The sequence below is a fragment of the Citrobacter sp. Cb004 genome (genome assembly GCF_030337065.1).
Taxonomy (GTDB): domain Bacteria; phylum Pseudomonadota; class Gammaproteobacteria; order Enterobacterales; family Enterobacteriaceae; genus Citrobacter; species Citrobacter braakii.
Genome location: NZ_JAOWCH010000056.1, coordinates 21060 through 37049, shown reverse-complemented (window position 1 = coordinate 37049; position 15990 = coordinate 21060). Strand labels below are relative to the sequence as shown.

The following is a 15990-nucleotide window of genomic DNA, read 5'->3' as shown; positions in this document are numbered from 1 at the left end:
TGCTGCCAACCGGCTGTTAGCATATACGAGGTAATGGTTCGGCGTGTGGTAAATCGAGAGTGCGTTTCACGCCGTAGAGTCCGGCAAGACGCACACCTTTGCGTTCTACCACTTCACCAATCATTGCGGCATCGCGTCCTAACGGATGTGCGCGCAGCGCGGCAAGCACCGTTTCAGCAGCCTGACGCTCAACGGCAATCACCAGCTTGCCTTCGTTAGCAAAGTTAAGCGCATCCAGACCCAGCAGTTCGCAAACGCCACGCACCGCGGGCTTCACGGGCAGGGCCGCTTCAGACAGCTCAATACCAAACCCGCATGAGGCGGTAAATTCATGCGTTACCGCATTTACGCCGCCACGGGTCGCGTCACGCAGCGCCTTCACGCCGGGAATATCACGCAGCGTCTGGATAAGCGGTGTCAATACCGCGCAGTCGCTGACCAGTTCGCCATCAAGACCCAGCTGTTCGCGCAGGTTAAGGATAGTTGCGCCGTGATCGCCAAGCGTACCGCTGACCAGCAGCACATCGCCTGGGCCGAGGGTCTGTGCGCCCCAGTGAATGTTGGCGGGGATCGCCCCCATTCCGGCCGTGTTGATGAACAGCTTGTCTGCAGCGCCGCGCTGCACGACTTTGGTATCGCCGGTCACGATGGCGATGCCCGCTTCACGCGCGGTCGCCGCCATACTGTTGACGACGGTTTTCAACGTCTCCATCGGCAAACCCTCTTCGAGGATAAAACCGCAGGAGAGGTAGCGAGGGATCGCGCCGCTGACCGCCACGTCGTTAGCCGTACCGCAGATGGCCAGCTTGCCGATATTGCCACCCGGGAAGAACAACGGATCGATAACATAGCTGTCGGTTGAAAACGCCAGACGATCGCCTTCTGCAACCAGTTGCGCCAGGTCCAGACGGGCCTGATCTTCTTGTTCCGCCAGCCACGGATTAGCAAAAGCCTCCATAAACAGACTGTTGATCAACTGCTGCATAGCCTGACCGCCGCTACCGTGGGCGAGTTGTACGCTGTTCATGCTTCACACTCCTGCTGACGATACTGATACCAGGCGGCACATGCGCCTTCTGAGGAGACCATCAGGGCGCCAAACGCGGTCTCCGGGTTACAGGTTTTGCCAAATAGCGGGCACTGATGCGGTTTGCATCTGCCGGTCAATACCTCGCCGCAACGCGCGCGCGGATCGTCATACACCTGCTGCGGCGCTGGCTGGAAATGCGCTTCGGCATCAAAGCGCTGATAGTCTGGCGTCAGGTGAACGCCAGAGGATTCAATGACGCCCAGACCGCGCCATTCGCTATCGCCATTGACGCAGAACACTTCGGCGATGGCCTGTTGCGCTAACAGGTTACCGGCGTCCGGCACCACGCGGCGATACTGGTTTTCAACCTGGCTATGCGCGGCAATCTTCTGTTCAATCAACATCACCACGCCCTGCAACAGATCGAGCGGTTCGAAACCGGCGACCACCAACGGACGATGGAAATCTGAAGCAATGAAATTATAGGCATCAGTGCCAATCACCATGCTGACATGGCCCGGCGCTAAGAAGGCGTCGATGCCGTTGTCCGGCTGTTCCAGCAGGCTGCGCAGCGTGGGGATAAGCGTGATGTGCTGGCAGAAAAAGTAAAAGTTCTGCACGTCACGCTGTTTTGCCTGCTGAAGGGTGATGGCGGTGGTTGGCATTGTGGTTTCAAAACCCAGGCCAAAGAACACAACCTTACGCGTTGGGTTTTCCTGCGCCAGCTTCAGCGCATCCATCGGTGAATAGACGATGCGGATATCCGCGCCGCGCGCTTTGGCTTGTAGCAAAGAACCTTGTTTACCCGGAACGCGCATCGCATCGCCAAAGGTGCAAAAAATCACTTCCGGATGGCTGGCGATTTCCACACAGCTGTCGATTCTGCCCATCGGCAGAACGCAAACCGGGCAGCCCGGACCATGAATAAACTCGACGTTGTCAGGCAACAATTGGTCGAGACCGAACTTGAAGATAGCGTGGGTATGACCACCACACACTTCCATGATGCGCAGCGGACGTTCAGCAGTGTAGGGGAGGTGTGCGGCACGTTCACACAGGTGCTCTATCAACTGCATCACCTGTTCTGGTGCGCGGTATTCGTCAACAAAACGCATTATTTTTCCTCGCCATACAACAACGCGCCGACATCCGGCTCAACGTCAAACATGTTTTGCAGCGCGTCGAGCGTGTCGCGCGCTTCAGCTTCATTAATGATGCTCATGGCAAAGCCGACGTGGACCAGTACCCACTGGCCCAGACGGGGTTGGCCGTGTTCATCGCAGCTTCCGACCAGCGTCAGGTCGACGTCGCGCTGAATACCGCAAACGTCGACTTTGGCCTGGTTGCCATCAATGGTGCGGATTTGACCCGGAACACCTATGCACATCGCTGCGTCTCCAGCCAGGAGAGCCATTGGTCCATGCCTTCGCCACTGGTGGCGGAAATCAGGATAATCTCAATTTCCGGGTTCACTTCCCGGGCGCTGGCGATGCACTTTTCTACGTCAAAATTGAGGTACGGCAGTAGGTCTACTTTGTTGAGCAGCATCAGCGACGCGGCGGCAAACATATGCGGGTATTTCAGCGGCTTGTCTTCGCCTTCGGTGACGGAAAGCACCGCCACTTTATGGCGTTCGCCGAGGTCGAAGCTGGCCGGGCAAACCAGGTTCCCGACGTTTTCAATGAACAGGATGCCGTTGTCTTCAAGCGGCAAACGTGGCGCGGCGTCAGCAATCATTTGTGCGTCAAGGTGGCAACCTTTACCGGTGTTGACCTGGATGGCGGGCGTACCTGTGGCGCGAATACGGGCGGCATCGTTAACCGTCTGCTGGTCGCCTTCAATGACGGCGCAAGGCACGCTGTCTTTGAGCTTCATCAGCGTTTCGGTCAGCAGCGTGGTTTTACCGGAGCCTGGGCTTGAGACAAGGTTTAATACCAGATGTTGACGGGCAGCAAAGCGGGCGCGGTTGCGCTCGGCCAGACGGTTGTTTTTATCCAGCACGTCAATTTCCACTTCCAGCATCCGGCGCTGACTCATGCCTGGCGCGTGGGTGCCTGCTTCACCGTGACCGTAATGCAAATCGCCTTCTTCATTCTGGCTCGGTGTGAAACTGGAGGTCTTCACCCCGGTAATATTCAGCGCCGGACGAGCCGCTGGGGCAAATGGCGCGCTGCGAAACGCCGAGTGGGGATTATGCTCATCACCCTCTATATAAAGGTTGCCTTCAGCGCAACCACATGTCGTACACATCGCTCACTCCTGATCTTATTACTTGCGATACTTCAGTTGCCGGATGATGACGCTTAGGCGTCGGCATCCGGCGCTGGAGTTTCATCTATTTCAATACGTCGAATCTGTAAGCCGTCATCGGCCACAATTCTCAGCATATCGCTGTTGCATTGCGGACATCTGCGCACGCGTTGCGTCAGTAAGGTGACGTATTGCTGACAAGATTCGCACCAACATTCGGCTTCTTGTTCTTCGAGGTGGAGTTTACAACCTTCTGCAAGGGTCCCGCGGCATACCAGATCAAAACAAAAGGCGAGAGCGCTGGTTTCTACGCAAGAAAATGCGCCAATTTTGAGCCAGACCCCAGTTACTCGTTGAGCACCGTATTGCGTGGCCTGTTGTTCAATCAATTCCAGTGCCCGTTGGCAGAGGGTTATTTCGTGCATACCGCCTCCTGTGAAGTTGCCGTATTAAAAGCAATAAACATGCCAGCTTGAATTTTTTCGATCGTGACAATGACGACGATGACGAAATGACATGTCGTCACCGCTCTTTGATTTTTTATCTATATGAAAATTAAGGTTTTTAATTTTGGCATGAAATGTGCTTAAAGCTGTTCATCTCTGCTAAACGGGTAACCTGACATGACTATTTGGGAAATAAGCGAAAAAGCCGATTACATCGCTGAACGGCATCGTCGCCTACAGGACCAGTGGCGTATTTACTGCAACTCGCTGGTTCAGGGGATCACCCTGTCAAAAGCGCGTTTGCATCATGCAATGAGCTGCGCACCGGACAAGGATCTCTGCTTCGTCCTTTTTGAACACTTCACTATCTACGTCACGCTGGCGGACGGCTTTAACAGCCACACCATCGAGTACTACGTTGAAACGAAAGACGGTGATGATAAGCAACTGATTGCACAGGCTGAGTTGACCATCGACGGTAAGGTTGATGAGCGTATCAGCAACCGCGATCGCGAGCAGGTGCTGGAGCACTATCTCGAAAAAATCGCCACCGTCTACGACAGCCTCTATACCGCGGTTGAGAACAATATGCCGGTGAATTTAAGCCAGCTGATTGAGGGACATAGCCCGGCTTAAGCCTTGGGTGTGCCCACTTTTGTCATGATGCGCTTTCATACTGCGTCACGACGTTTAGGGAATGGGCATGTCGAAAAATGTCGAAATGACATTTTCCAGACATGTTTTCGTCAAAAATGACTATCACCTGAGGAATGCCTGGTGAATCGTTTTGTAATTGCTGACTCCACTCTTTGCATCGGCTGCCACACCTGTGAAGCCGCCTGCTCAGAGACACATCGCCAGCATGGCCTGCAGTCAATGCCGCGCCTGAAAGTGATGTTAAATGAAAAAGAATCCGCCCCGCAGCTTTGCCACCATTGCGAAGATGCGCCTTGCGCCACCGTTTGTCCGGTTAATGCGATTAATCGCGTTGATGGTGCCGTGCAGCTGAATGAAAGCCTGTGTGTAAGCTGCAAACTGTGCGGGATTGCCTGTCCGTTTGGCGCGATTGAGTTTTCCGGTAGCCGTCCGCTGCATATCCCGGCAAACGCCAATACGCCAAAAGCGCCTCCGGCTCCGCCAGCGCCTGCCCGCGTGAGCACGTTGCTGGACTGGGTTCCGGGTATTCGTGCCATCGCGGTGAAATGCGATCTGTGCAGTTTTGACGAGCTTGGTCCGGCCTGCGTACGCATGTGCCCGACCAAAGCCCTGCACCTGGTGAGTAACGTGGATATTGCCCGCGCCAGCAAACGTAAGCGTGAGCTGACTTTCAATACCGACTTCGGCGATCTCACCTTGTTTCAGCAGGCTCAGAGTGGGGATGCAAAATGAGCGCAATTTCACTGATTAACAGCGGCGTAGCCTGGTTTACGGCGGCTGCGGTTCTGGCATTTCTGTTTTCATTTCATAAACCGCTGAGCGGCTGGATTGCCGGGGTTGGCGGTGCGGTTGGCAGCCTGTGTACGGCGGCTGCGGGTTTCACCGTACTGACTAATGCTCTGGCGGTAAGCGGTGTGATGCCATTTATTGGTCACAGTGTGCAAATTACCCCGTTGAACGCTATCTGGCTGATTACGCTGGGCCTGTGCGGCCTGTTTGTCAGCTTGTACAACATTGACTGGCATCGTCATCCGCAGGTAAAAGCCAACGGGCTGCTGGTGAATTTGCTGATGGCCGCGGCGGTATGTGCGGTGGTTGCCAGCAACCTCGGAACGCTGGTGGTGATGGCGGAAATCATGGCGCTGTGTGCCGTGTTCCTCACCGGCTGCAGCAAAGAGGGCAAACTGTGGTTTGCGCTGGGCCGCGTCGGCACGCTACTGCTGGCTATTGCCTGCTACCTGGTGTGGCAACGCTACGGCACCCTGGAGCTGCGCCTGCTTGACCTGCGCGCACAGGAGCTGCCGCTCGGGTCTGATATCTGGCTGCTGGGCGTGGCGGGTTTTGGCCTGCTGGCCGGGATTATTCCGCTGCACGGATGGGTGCCACAGGCACACGCCAACGCCAGTGCACCGGCTGCGGCGCTGTTCTCTACCGTCGTCATGAAGGTGGGTCTGCTGGGTATTCTCTCCCTGTCGCTGCTGGGCGGTAACGCGCCGCTATGGTGGGGCATTACGCTGCTGGTGCTGGGAATGATCACCGCGTTTGTCGGCGGTCTGTATGCGCTGATGGAACACAACATTCAGCGTCTGCTGGCATACCACACGCTGGAAAACATCGGCATTATTCTGCTGGGTCTGGGCGCAGGAGTAACCGGAATTTCCCTGAATCAACCTGCGCTGATTGCCCTGGGTTTGACTGGCGGTCTGTACCACCTGGTAAACCACAGCCTGTTCAAAAGCGTTCTGTTCCTGGGCGCAGGCAGCATCTGGTTCCGTACCGGTCATCGTGATATCGAAAAACTGGGCGGTATCGGTAAACGTATGCCGGTTATCTCTCTGGCGATGCTGGTTGGCCTGATGGCGATGGCCGCACTGCCGCCGCTGAACGGTTTTGCCGGTGAGTGGGTTATCTACCAGTCCTTCTTTAAGCTTGGCAACAGCGGTGCTTTTGTCGGTCGTCTGTTAGGACCGTTGCTGGCGGTAGGACTGGCGATTACCGGCGCGCTGGCGGTGATGTGTATGGCGAAAGTCTATGGCGTTACGTTCCTTGGCGCACCGCGCACGAAGGAAGCTGAAAATGCCTGCTGCGCGCCAATCCTGATGGGCGTTAGCGTAGTCGCGTTGGCTATCTGCTGCGTGATTGGGGGCGTTGCTGCGCCGTGGCTGCTGCCGATGATCTCCGCTGCCGTTCCGCTGCCGCTGGAAACCGCGAACACCACCGTTTCTCAGCCAATGATCACGCTGCTGCTGATCGCATGTCCGCTGCTGCCGTTCATCATCATGGCGATTTTCAAAGGCAACCGTCTGCCGTCGCGTTCACGCGGTGCGGCATGGGTGTGTGGTTACGATCACGAGCAGTCAATGGTCATTACCGCACACGGTTTTGCCATGCCGGTGAAAGAAGCCTTTGCGCCGGTACTCAAACTGCGCAAATGGCTGAATCCGGTATCACTGGTTCCGGGCTGGCAGAATGCGGCTGCACCGGTGCTGTTCCGTCGCCTGGCGCTGATTGAGCTGGCGGTACTGGTGGTGATTGTGGTTTCACGAGGAGCCTGAGAATGAGTGTTTTATATCCGTTAATTCAGGCGCTGGTGCTGTTTGCCGTTGCGCCGCTGCTGTCCGGTATTACCCGCGTGGCACGTGCGCGTTTGCACAATCGCCGCGGTCCGGGCGTTTTGCAGGAATACCGCGACATTATCAAACTGCTGGGCCGTCAGAGCATTGCGCCTGCGGATTCCAGTTGGGTTTTCCGCCTGACGCCGTTTGTGATGGTGGGTGTGATGCTGACTATCGCCACCGCGTTGCCGGTAGTGACCGTTGGCTCACCGCTGCCGCAACTGGGCGATCTGATCACCTTAATTTATCTGTTCGCCATCGCCCGCTTCTTCTTCTCTATCGCGGGCCTGGATACCGGTAGCCCGTTTACCGCTATTGGCGCCAGCCGCGAAGCGATGCTCGGCGTGCTGGTTGAACCTATCCTGCTGCTGGGTCTGTGGGTTGCGGCGCAGGTTGCTGGCTCAACGCATATCAGCAATATCGCCGATACCATTTATCACTGGCCTGCTGCACGCAGCATTCCGTTGATTCTGGCGCTGTGCGCCTGTGCTTTCGCCACCTTTATCGAAATGGGCAAACTGCCGTTCGATCTGGCAGAGGCAGAGCAGGAGCTGCAGGAAGGTCCATTGACCGAATACAGCGGCAGCGGTTTTGCGGTGCTGAAATGGGGCATTAGCCTTAAGCAACTGGTCGTTCTGCAAATGTTCGTTGGCGTGTTCCTGCCGTGGGGACAGATGGAAACCTTCACCTCGGGTGGGCTGCTGCTGGCACTGGTAATTGCCGTCGTCAAACTGGTTCTCGGCGTGCTGGTCATCGCCCTGTTCGAAAACAGCATGGCGCGTCTGCGTTTTTGTGCCACTTCACGCGTGACCTGGGCCGGTTTTGGGTTTGCGTTTTTAGCATTCGTCTCCTTGCTGGTGGCGTGATTTAAGAGAGTTTGAGCATGTCTGAAGAAAAATTAGGTCAACAATATCTCGCGGCGCTGCACCAGGCCTTCCCGGGCGTCGTGCTGGATGAAGCCTGGCAGACCAAAGATCAGCTGACGATCACCGTCAAGGTGAACTACCTGCCGGAAGTGGTGGAGTTCCTGTACTACAAACAGGGCGGCTGGTTGTCCGTGCTGTTTGGTAACGACGAACGTCAGCTGTGTGGTCATTATGCCGTGTACTACGTGCTGTCGATGGAGCAGGGTACCAAGTGCTGGATTACCGTGCGCGTTGAAGTCGATGCTAATAAGCTGGAGTTCCCGTCCGTCACGCCGCGCGTGCCTGCTGCGGTCTGGGGCGAGCGCGAAGTGCGCGATATGTACGGTTTGATCCCGGTTGGTTTGCCCGATGAGCGTCGTCTGGTACTGCCGGATGACTGGCCGGACGAACTCTACCCGCTGCGTAAAGACAGCATGGATTATCGCCAGCGCCCCGCGCCGACTACCGATGCTGAAACCTACGAGTTCATCAACGAACTGGGCGACAAGAAAAACAACGTGGTGCCGATTGGCCCATTGCACGTCACCTCTGATGAACCCGGTCACTTCCGTCTGTTTGTTGACGGCGAGAACATCATCGACGCCGACTACCGTCTGTTCTATGTCCACCGCGGCATGGAGAAGCTGGCGGAAACCCGCATGGGTTACAACGAAGTGACCTTCTTGTCCGACCGCGTGTGCGGCATTTGCGGCTTTGCGCACAGCACCGCCTATACCACCTCCGTCGAGAACGCGATGGGCATCGTCGTGCCGGAACGTGCGCAGATGATCCGCGCCATTCTGCTGGAAGTTGAACGCCTGCACTCGCACCTGCTGAACCTCGGCCTGGCCTGTCACTTTACCGGTTTTGACTCCGGCTTTATGCAGTTCTTCCGCGTGCGTGAAACCTCCATGAAGATGGCGGAGATCCTCACCGGGGCACGTAAAACTTACGGTCTGAACCTGATCGGCGGTATTCGTCGTGATCTGCTGAAAGAGGATATGATCCAGACCCGTCAACTGGCGCAGCAGATGCGTCGTGACGTGCAGGAACTGGTCGATATGCTGCTCAGCACGCCGAACATGGAACAGCGTACCGTAGGTATTGGTCGTCTTGATCCGGAAATTGCCCGTGATTTCAGTAACGTCGGCCCGATGGTACGCGCCAGCGGCCATGCGCGTGACACCCGCGCCGATCACCCGTTTGTGGGCTATGGTCTGCTGCCGATGGAAGTTCACAGTGAGCAGGGTTGCGACGTTATTTCTCGTCTGAAAGTCCGTATCAATGAAGTCTACACCGCACTGAATATGATCGACTTTGGTCTGGACAACCTGCCAGGCGGCCCGCTGGCTGTGGAAGGTTTTACCTACATTCCACACCGCTTTGCGCTGGGCTTTGCTGAAGCGCCGCGCGGGGATGACATCCACTGGAGTATGACTGGCGACAACCAGAAACTGTATCGCTGGCGCTGTCGCGCGGCGACTTACGCCAACTGGCCGACGCTGCGCTACATGCTGCGTGGCAACACCGTTTCCGATGCCCCGCTGATTATCGGTAGCCTCGATCCTTGCTACTCCTGTACCGACCGTATGACCGTGGTCGATGTGCGTAAGAAGAAGAGCAAAGTCGTGCCGTACAAAGAACTTGAGCGCTACAGCATCGAGCGTAAAAACTCGCCGCTGAAATAAGGAATCGCCATGTTTACCTTTATCAAAAAAGTCATCAAAACCGGGGCGCCGACATCGTCGTATCCGCTGGAGCCGATTGCGGTCGATAAAAACTTCCGTGGCAAACCGGAACACAATCCGCAGCAGTGCATTGGCTGTGCGGCCTGTGTGAATGCGTGCCCGTCGAACGCGCTGACGGTAGAAACCGATCTGGTCACCCATGAGCTGGCGTGGCAGTTCAACCTCGGCCGTTGCATCTTCTGCGCCCGCTGCGAAGAAGTCTGCCCGACTGCGGCAATCAAGCTGTCGCAGGAGTATGAACTGGCGGTGTGGAAGAAAGAGGATTTCCTGCAGCAGTCCCGCTTTGCGCTGTGTAATTGTCGCGTATGTAACCGCCCGTTTGCGGTACAAAAAGAGATCGATTACGCCATTGCGCTGCTTAAGCACAACGGTGACAGCCGTGCGGAAAACCACCGTGAAAGCTTTGAGACCTGCCCGGATTGTAAGCGCCAGAAATGCCTGGTGCCGTCTGACCGTATTGAACTGACTCGCCATATGAAAGAGGCCAGCTGATGAGCAATTTATTAGGCCCACGTGACGCCAACGGTATTCCGGTACCGATGACGGTGGATGAATCCATTGCCAGCATGAAAGCGTCGCTGCTTAAAAGCATCAAGCGTTCAGCGTACGTTTACCGTGTGGACTGCGGCGGCTGCAACGGTTGTGAAATCGAAATCTTCGCTACGCTTTCTCCGCTGTTTGATGCCGAACGTTTTGGTATCAAAGTTGTACCATCACCGCGCCATGCGGATATCCTGCTGTTTACCGGCGCGGTAACGCGTGCCATGCGCTCTCCGGCGCTGCGCGCCTGGCAGTCTGCGCCAGATCCGAAAATTTGTATCTCTTACGGTGCCTGCGGTAACAGCGGCGGTATCTTCCACGACTTATACTGCGTATGGGGCGGCACGGATAAAATCGTACCGGTGGATGTGTATATTCCTGGCTGTCCGCCAACGCCTGCGGCTACGCTTTACGGTTTTGCAATGGCGCTGGGTCTGCTGGAACAAAAAATTCACGCGCGTGCGCCAGGTGAACTGGACGAACAACCGGCTGAAATTCTGCATCCGGATATGGTTCAGCCGCTGCGCGTGAAGGTGGATCGTGAAGCCCGCCGTCTGGCGGGCTACCGCTACGGTCGCCAGATTGCTGATGACTATATGACACAGTTAGGGCAGGGCGAGCATCAGGTGGCGCGCTGGCTGGAAGCGGAAAACGATCCGCGTCTGACCGAGATCGTCACGCATCTTAATCATGTTGTCGAAGAGGCGCGTATCCGATGAGTGAAACGGTGGTGTTCAGTCAACTGAGCCGTAAGTTTATTGATGAGAACGATGCAACGCCCGCTGAGGCGCAGCAGGTTGTCTATTACAGCCTGGCGATTGGTCACCACCTTGGGATCATCGATTGCCTGGAAGCGGCGTTAACCTGTCCGTGGGATGAATATCTGGCGTGGATTGCCACGCTTGCCGAAGGCAGTGAAGCCCGCCGGAAAATGGAAGGCGTGCCGAAGTACGGCGAGATCGTCATCGACTTCAACCATGTGCAGATGCTGGCGCGCGCGTTCGATGATGCGCGTGCCGTGCAGACCCCGCAGCAGCAGGAGTGGAGCAAGCTGATGCTTAGCATGCTTCACGATATCCACCAGGAAAGCGCCATCTATCTGATGGTGAGGAGACATCGTGACTGACGTTTTATTATGTGTGGGTAACAGCATGATGGGCGATGACGGCGCGGGGCCGCTGTTGGCCGAAATGTGTGCTGCAAATCCTCAAGGTCAATGGGTTGTCATCGACGGCGGTAGCGCGCCGGAAAACGACATCGTCGCCATCCGTGAGTTGCGTCCGCAGCGTCTGTTGATTGTGGATGCCACCGATATGGGGCTAAATCCTGGTGAAATCCGCATTATCGATCCTGATGATATTGCCGAGATGTTCATGATGACCACCCACAACATGCCGCTGAACTACCTGGTCGATCAGCTGAAAGACGACGTTGGCGAGGTGATTTTCCTTGGCATTCAGCCGGATATTGTCGGTTTTTACTACCCGATGACACAGCCGATCAAAGATGCGGTAGATACCGTCTATCAGCGATTAGCCGGGTGGGAAGGACACGGTGGATTTGCTGAATTAGAGGCACCGGAAGCCTGAGCCTGAGGGCACTGAATACCGGATGGTGTGTCGCATTACCACCATCCGGATAACGTCGACACCCTCGAAACAGACTATTCACCTGCTTGTTCAATAATTAATTTCCCCTGCGTAACCGATACTTTTACCGACGTGCCCGTTGGGAACCCCGCCTGTTCCAGCCAGTCTCCGTTCATCGTGAGTGAAGCATGGCGGCTTATACGTCGTGTAAAACCGGTCTTGCGATCTTCATGCCGTACTCTGACATAGCTGACTTTAAAATGACGTAATGGCTTGTTGATAACCGCTTCGGCATTACCATTTTTACCAGACATAAACACTCCCTTGTTACGAATAAAACGATGGAAAACTACTGAATAAAATGCCAGTAAAAAGGCGGGAGGGCAAACCCGAAACTGGAAGGCAGATCCATAAAATAGAATGCAAATAATGAAAAAGATGAGAAGTTGATAATAGCTGGGGGGAGAATATTCTCTTCTTTTACTAATACGGGAGTTATATTATATTTCGGCGTTGTTCAGGGAGGTTATATACTCGAATTATTTAGAATTTGAATGTATGGGAAATTAATATACAGGAGTTATTTATGCGTTCAAGTATTCGTTTGGTAAATTTAATTATTATTTCCTCTCTTCTTAGCGGGTGCGAGACGGCGGCTGACGCGTTCTTCTCTGCGGGAGACCGATTATTTCAACCGGGGGAGTCATCAGCTGCGTCAATGCCAACCTTGTCCGTCGCTGATTTTATCGCGCCCTATACCTTAAATCCTGTTAAAGCCAATAAGGACTATCTTGGTGAATGGGTGAAGCTGCGGGGCGTGGTCATTGATATTCGTAAGATTAATGGTATTTCCAATGCTTATTCTTATCTTGTCAGCCTGAAAGACGAAAATAATAAAACGAACAACGTGATTCAGTTCCAGTTTGGCTCCCATAATAGTACGAATGTTGAGTCATTACAGATTGGCCGGAGCGCGACAATTATTGGTCAGGTCCACGCGTTGGGCGAAGCGCCTTTGCCGCTGCTGCAAAATCCTAAAGTTGTACAATAAAAATGATAACAGACAGCGGGTATATATATTCTGAATAATACGTGTTGCCGGATGGTGGCGTCATCCGGCAATATTGTTATTCCAGATCGGTCCCGTTGCTCGCAATCACTTTCTTATACCACCGGAACGATTTTTTGCGTTTACGCGCTAACGTGCCGTTGCCCGCGTCATCGCGGTCCACATACACAAAACCGTAGCGTTTGCTCATCTCACCGGTTGAGGCTGAAACCAGATCGATACAGCCCCAGGTGGTGTAGCCCAGCAGCGGCACGCCATCTTCAATAGCATCTGCCATGGCGCGAATGTGCTCGCGTAAATAGCTAATGCGATAGTCGTCATTGATTTCGCCGTTAGCATCGATCTCATCTTTCGCCCCCAGCCCGTTTTCCACCAGAAACAACGGCTTCTGGTAGCGGTCATACATCATATTCATGGTGATGCGCAGACCGAGTGGGTCGATGCCCCAGCCCCATTCGCTGGCGGCAATGTACGGATTACGCAGCGACTTCACCACGTTAGCGGCGCTGGTATTGCCAGTATTCATTTCAGCGGAGGCGCAGCGCGATGCGTAATAACTAAACGAGACGAAATCGACGGTGTTTTTCAGGATATCGTCATCTCCCGCCGCTTTTTCTATCACCACGCCTTTTTCGCGAAACACACGGGCAGAGTAAGCGGGGTAAGCCCCGCGCGCCTGCACATCAATAAAGAACAGGTTTTCGCGGTCTTTTTCCAGTGCGGTCCACACATCTTCCGGTTTACAGGAATAAGGATAAAAATTACCGCCCGCCAGCATACAGCCGACCTGGTTTTGCGGATTAATTTCATGGGCAATTTTAGTTGCCAGGGCGCTGGCAATCAGTTCGTGGTGGGCGGACTGATATTTCACCTGATCCTGATTCTCACCTTCTTCAAACACCAGTCCGGCGCCAGAAAAAGGGCTGTGCAGCATAATGTTGATTTCGTTGAACGTTAGCCAGTACTTCACCAGACCGTCAAAGGCCTCGAAGCAGGTACGGGCGTAGCGGGTAAAGAACTCCACCATTTTGCGGTTACGCCAGGAGCCATACTCGCTGACCAGATGCATCGGCACATCGAAGTGACACAGCGTAACTAACGGCTCAATACCGTATTTTTTACACTCGGCAAACACGGCCCGGTAAAACGCGATACCCTCTTCATTAGGCGTCAGCTCGTCGCCGTTGGGGTAGAGACGGCTCCAGGCAATGGAAGTACGAAAAACCGTAAACCCCATTTCCGCCATCAGCGCGATATCTTCTTTATAGCGATGATAAAAGTCGATTGCCTGATGGCTGGGATAAAATTCGTCATCCCGCAACGTAAAGCGTTTTTCCTGACCCAGTTTGACGGCCATGCGGTTTGTGCCGTGGGGGATCATATCGACGGTGGTCAGCCCTTTGCCGCCTTCCCGGTATGCCCCTTCAGACTGGTTGGCGGCCAGTGCGCCGCCCCATAAAAATCCTTGCGGAAAAACAGACATAGTTAACCTCAGTTCATACCAGTCAAATGCTGGCTCTATTGATATTGCCTGGTTGCGCGGCCTGGTTGCTTCTGGCCTGCGCGGCTGCATCTTCGACAGGAATATCTTCAAAGCCGAGGAGCAGTGTTAATACAAAGGAAAGCACGACCGCCAGCGCCATCACGCCAAACACCCAAACGATGGTCATCGGATTGGCTGGATCGAAAAACTGTACGCTGGTGAACAAGCCTGGAGCCGCCATGGAGTGGCTCGCCAGTCCGGCCATTCCGGCAACGGCACCGCAGATAAAGCCGCTGATAAGACTCGCAATCAGTGGGCGTTTCAGGCGGATCGCCACGCCATACAGCGCGGGTTCGGAAATGCCTGCCATGATGGCCGAGGCGGCTGCCGCTAACGCCGTCTGACGCAGTTCCGGGTTTTTGGTTTTCCATGCCACTGCCAGCGATGAACCGCCCAGCGACAAATTGGCGCCGATTTCCGACGGCATCACCATGCCTTCTTTTCCGGTTTCGGCAATGGTCTGAATAATGGTTGGCGTGAAGACGCGGTGCATACCGGTCATCACCAGCAGCGGCCACAATGCGCCCATAATGGCCACCGACAGCCAGCCGAGATAGCCGTGAATGGTATAAACCAACGCAGAAATTGCACTACCGATCCAGATGCCGATCGGGCCAATGATGACGATGGCGAGTGGGGCGGCGATCAGCACGATTAGCATCGGTTTAAGGAAGTTTTTGGTTACCGCCGGAGTGATGCGATCGACCCAGCGTTCGATGTAGGACAGACACCAGGTCATGACCAGCGCCGGGATCACCGTGTAGGTGTATTTCACCGCCGTCACCGGGATCAGGGCAAACTCAACGTGCTCACCCTGCGCGGCCTTCGCCATCAGTTCGATGAAGCTGGGATGCACCAGTACGCCTGCGATGGCGATTGCCAGCGACATGTTAGTTTTGAATTTTATGGCTGCTGAGGCGGCGACCATCAGTGGCAGGAAGAAGAAGGCGCCGTCGCCGATTACGGTCAGAATAGTGAGCGTGGACGATCCTTTCACCAGCACGCCGGTCATTTCGAGGATCATTGCCAGCAGCTTGAGCATTGATCCGCCGATAATAGCCGGGATCAACGGGGACATTGTGCCGATCAGCGCGTCGAGGATCCCCGCGCCAATCCGCTTCAGCGTCAGCCGAGGTTTGGTTTGCGGCTCTGCAGGTTGCATATTGGCAGGTAACAGGCTGACTACCTCGCGATACGCCTGCGAAACGGTGTTGCCGATGATCACCTGGCACTGGTTATCGCTGCGCACCACGCCGAGCACGCCAGGGAGCGTCTTCAGCGTCGTGCTGTCGACCTGCGAGTCATCTTTGATAACGAAACGCAAACGGGTCATACAGTGGGTCACTGCTGTGATGTTGTCCACGCCTCCCAGAGCCGTCACAACCGAGCGCGCCAGCGCTGCATAATTTTTGGACATCGGATTTAATCCTGTTTTATCAGTAGAGTACGTTATGTTTTATCCGTTCACGTTGGTCACTTTTCTGGGTTGATGAATCGCAGATAGGAAACCGGTTCCACAAAATCATGTTTAAATTACACACAATGGGCAAGTTTTAATTTTGATCATTTTTTATAATTGTGACTCCGATCACCAGATG

18 protein-coding genes are annotated in these 15990 nt (G+C 54.8%); 10 read left to right on the top strand and 8 right to left on the bottom strand.

Annotated elements, in window-relative coordinates:
* Window positions 1-16: 16 nt before the first annotated feature.
* The 5 genes from hypE to hypA are packed head-to-tail and all read right to left on the bottom strand — an operon-like array spanning window position 17 to window position 3705.
* The gene (gene hypE, locus OGV65_RS11355; protein WP_286454962.1) at window positions 17-1027 is read right to left on the bottom strand and encodes a hydrogenase maturation carbamoyl dehydratase HypE; all 1011 of its coding nucleotides are present in this window, start codon (window positions 1025-1027) and stop codon (window positions 17-19) included.
* On the bottom strand, window positions 1024-2145 hold the full coding sequence (hypD, locus tag OGV65_RS11350) for a hydrogenase formation protein HypD (RefSeq protein ID WP_019077547.1): 1122 nt from the start codon (window positions 2143-2145) through the stop codon (window positions 1024-1026). Before hypD ends, hypE begins: the two co-directional genes overlap by 4 nt.
* Window positions 2145-2417, bottom strand: a complete 273-nt coding sequence (gene hypC, locus OGV65_RS11345; protein ID WP_003037411.1) for a hydrogenase 3 maturation protein HypC — start codon at window positions 2415-2417, stop codon at window positions 2145-2147. Before hypC ends, hypD begins: the two co-directional genes overlap by 1 nt.
* Complete coding sequence (gene hypB, locus OGV65_RS11340) at window positions 2408-3280, bottom strand: hydrogenase nickel incorporation protein HypB (RefSeq protein ID WP_141875573.1); 873 nt, start codon at window positions 3278-3280, stop codon at window positions 2408-2410. Before hypB ends, hypC begins: the two co-directional genes overlap by 10 nt.
* A gap of 53 nt (window positions 3281-3333) precedes the next feature.
* Complete coding sequence (hypA, locus tag OGV65_RS11335) at window positions 3334-3705, bottom strand: hydrogenase maturation nickel metallochaperone HypA (RefSeq protein ID WP_016154191.1); 372 nt, start codon at window positions 3703-3705, stop codon at window positions 3334-3336.
* A gap of 198 nt (window positions 3706-3903) precedes the next feature.
* Between hypA and hycA the strand changes: the two genes are divergently transcribed.
* From hycA to hycI, 9 genes are all read left to right on the top strand, one after another.
* Window positions 3904-4362, top strand: a complete 459-nt coding sequence (gene hycA / locus OGV65_RS11330; protein WP_016154190.1) for a formate hydrogenlyase regulator HycA — start codon at window positions 3904-3906, stop codon at window positions 4360-4362.
* Window positions 4363-4503: 141 nt separating this feature from the next.
* Window positions 4504-5115 (top strand): formate hydrogenlyase subunit HycB, encoded by a 612-nt coding sequence (hycB, locus tag OGV65_RS11325; RefSeq protein ID WP_016154189.1) that lies wholly within the window; start codon window positions 4504-4506, stop codon window positions 5113-5115.
* Complete coding sequence (hycC, locus tag OGV65_RS11320; RefSeq protein WP_046274831.1) at window positions 5112-6938, top strand: formate hydrogenlyase subunit 3; 1827 nt, start codon at window positions 5112-5114, stop codon at window positions 6936-6938. The genes hycB and hycC overlap by 4 nt, the downstream gene beginning before the upstream one ends.
* A 2-nt stretch (window positions 6939-6940) precedes the next feature.
* Window positions 6941-7864, top strand: a complete 924-nt coding sequence (locus tag OGV65_RS11315) for a respiratory chain complex I subunit 1 family protein (RefSeq protein ID WP_046274832.1) — start codon at window positions 6941-6943, stop codon at window positions 7862-7864.
* A 17-nt stretch (window positions 7865-7881) separates the two neighbouring features.
* The gene (gene hycE / locus OGV65_RS11310) at window positions 7882-9591 is read left to right on the top strand and encodes a formate hydrogenlyase subunit HycE (RefSeq protein ID WP_016154186.1); all 1710 of its coding nucleotides are present in this window, start codon (window positions 7882-7884) and stop codon (window positions 9589-9591) included.
* Window positions 9592-9600: 9 nt separating this feature from the next.
* Complete coding sequence (gene hycF / locus OGV65_RS11305; RefSeq protein ID WP_016154185.1) at window positions 9601-10143, top strand: formate hydrogenlyase subunit HycF; 543 nt, start codon at window positions 9601-9603, stop codon at window positions 10141-10143.
* A complete protein-coding gene (gene hycG / locus OGV65_RS11300) occupies window positions 10143-10910 on the top strand; it encodes a formate hydrogenlyase subunit HycG (RefSeq protein WP_003037388.1) in 768 nt (255 codons plus the stop codon). The genes hycF and hycG overlap by 1 nt, the downstream gene beginning before the upstream one ends.
* Window positions 10907-11317 carry a formate hydrogenlyase maturation HycH family protein gene (locus tag OGV65_RS11295; protein ID WP_003037385.1) on the top strand — a complete coding sequence of 137 codons (411 nt, stop codon included), beginning with the start codon at window positions 10907-10909 and terminating at the stop codon, window positions 11315-11317. Before hycG ends, OGV65_RS11295 begins: the two co-directional genes overlap by 4 nt.
* The gene (hycI, locus tag OGV65_RS11290; RefSeq protein ID WP_016154183.1) at window positions 11310-11780 is read left to right on the top strand and encodes a hydrogenase maturation peptidase HycI; all 471 of its coding nucleotides are present in this window, start codon (window positions 11310-11312) and stop codon (window positions 11778-11780) included. Before OGV65_RS11295 ends, hycI begins: the two co-directional genes overlap by 8 nt.
* A 74-nt stretch (window positions 11781-11854) precedes the next feature.
* Here the strand turns inward: hycI and OGV65_RS11285 are convergent, their stop codons facing one another.
* Window positions 11855-12094, bottom strand: a complete 240-nt coding sequence (locus OGV65_RS11285) for a SymE family type I addiction module toxin (protein WP_016154182.1) — start codon at window positions 12092-12094, stop codon at window positions 11855-11857.
* A 272-nt stretch (window positions 12095-12366) separates the two neighbouring features.
* Here OGV65_RS11285 and OGV65_RS11280 point away from each other — a divergent pair, with 272 nt between their 5' ends.
* Window positions 12367-12831 carry an OB-fold putative lipoprotein gene (locus OGV65_RS11280; protein WP_286454961.1) on the top strand — a complete coding sequence of 155 codons (465 nt, stop codon included), beginning with the start codon at window positions 12367-12369 and terminating at the stop codon, window positions 12829-12831.
* Between the two features lie 76 nt (window positions 12832-12907).
* On the opposite strand, the gene OGV65_RS11275 is transcribed toward OGV65_RS11280, so the two are convergent.
* Together OGV65_RS11275 and ascF are read right to left on the bottom strand one after the other, a co-directional pair.
* A complete protein-coding gene (locus OGV65_RS11275) occupies window positions 12908-14332 on the bottom strand; it encodes a 6-phospho-beta-glucosidase (RefSeq protein WP_286454960.1) in 1425 nt (474 codons plus the stop codon).
* A 22-nt stretch (window positions 14333-14354) separates the two neighbouring features.
* Window positions 14355-15809 (bottom strand): PTS cellobiose/arbutin/salicin transporter subunit IIBC, encoded by a 1455-nt coding sequence (ascF, locus tag OGV65_RS11270; RefSeq protein WP_049268536.1) that lies wholly within the window; start codon window positions 15807-15809, stop codon window positions 14355-14357.
* Between the last annotated feature and the right edge of the window lie 181 nt (window positions 15810-15990).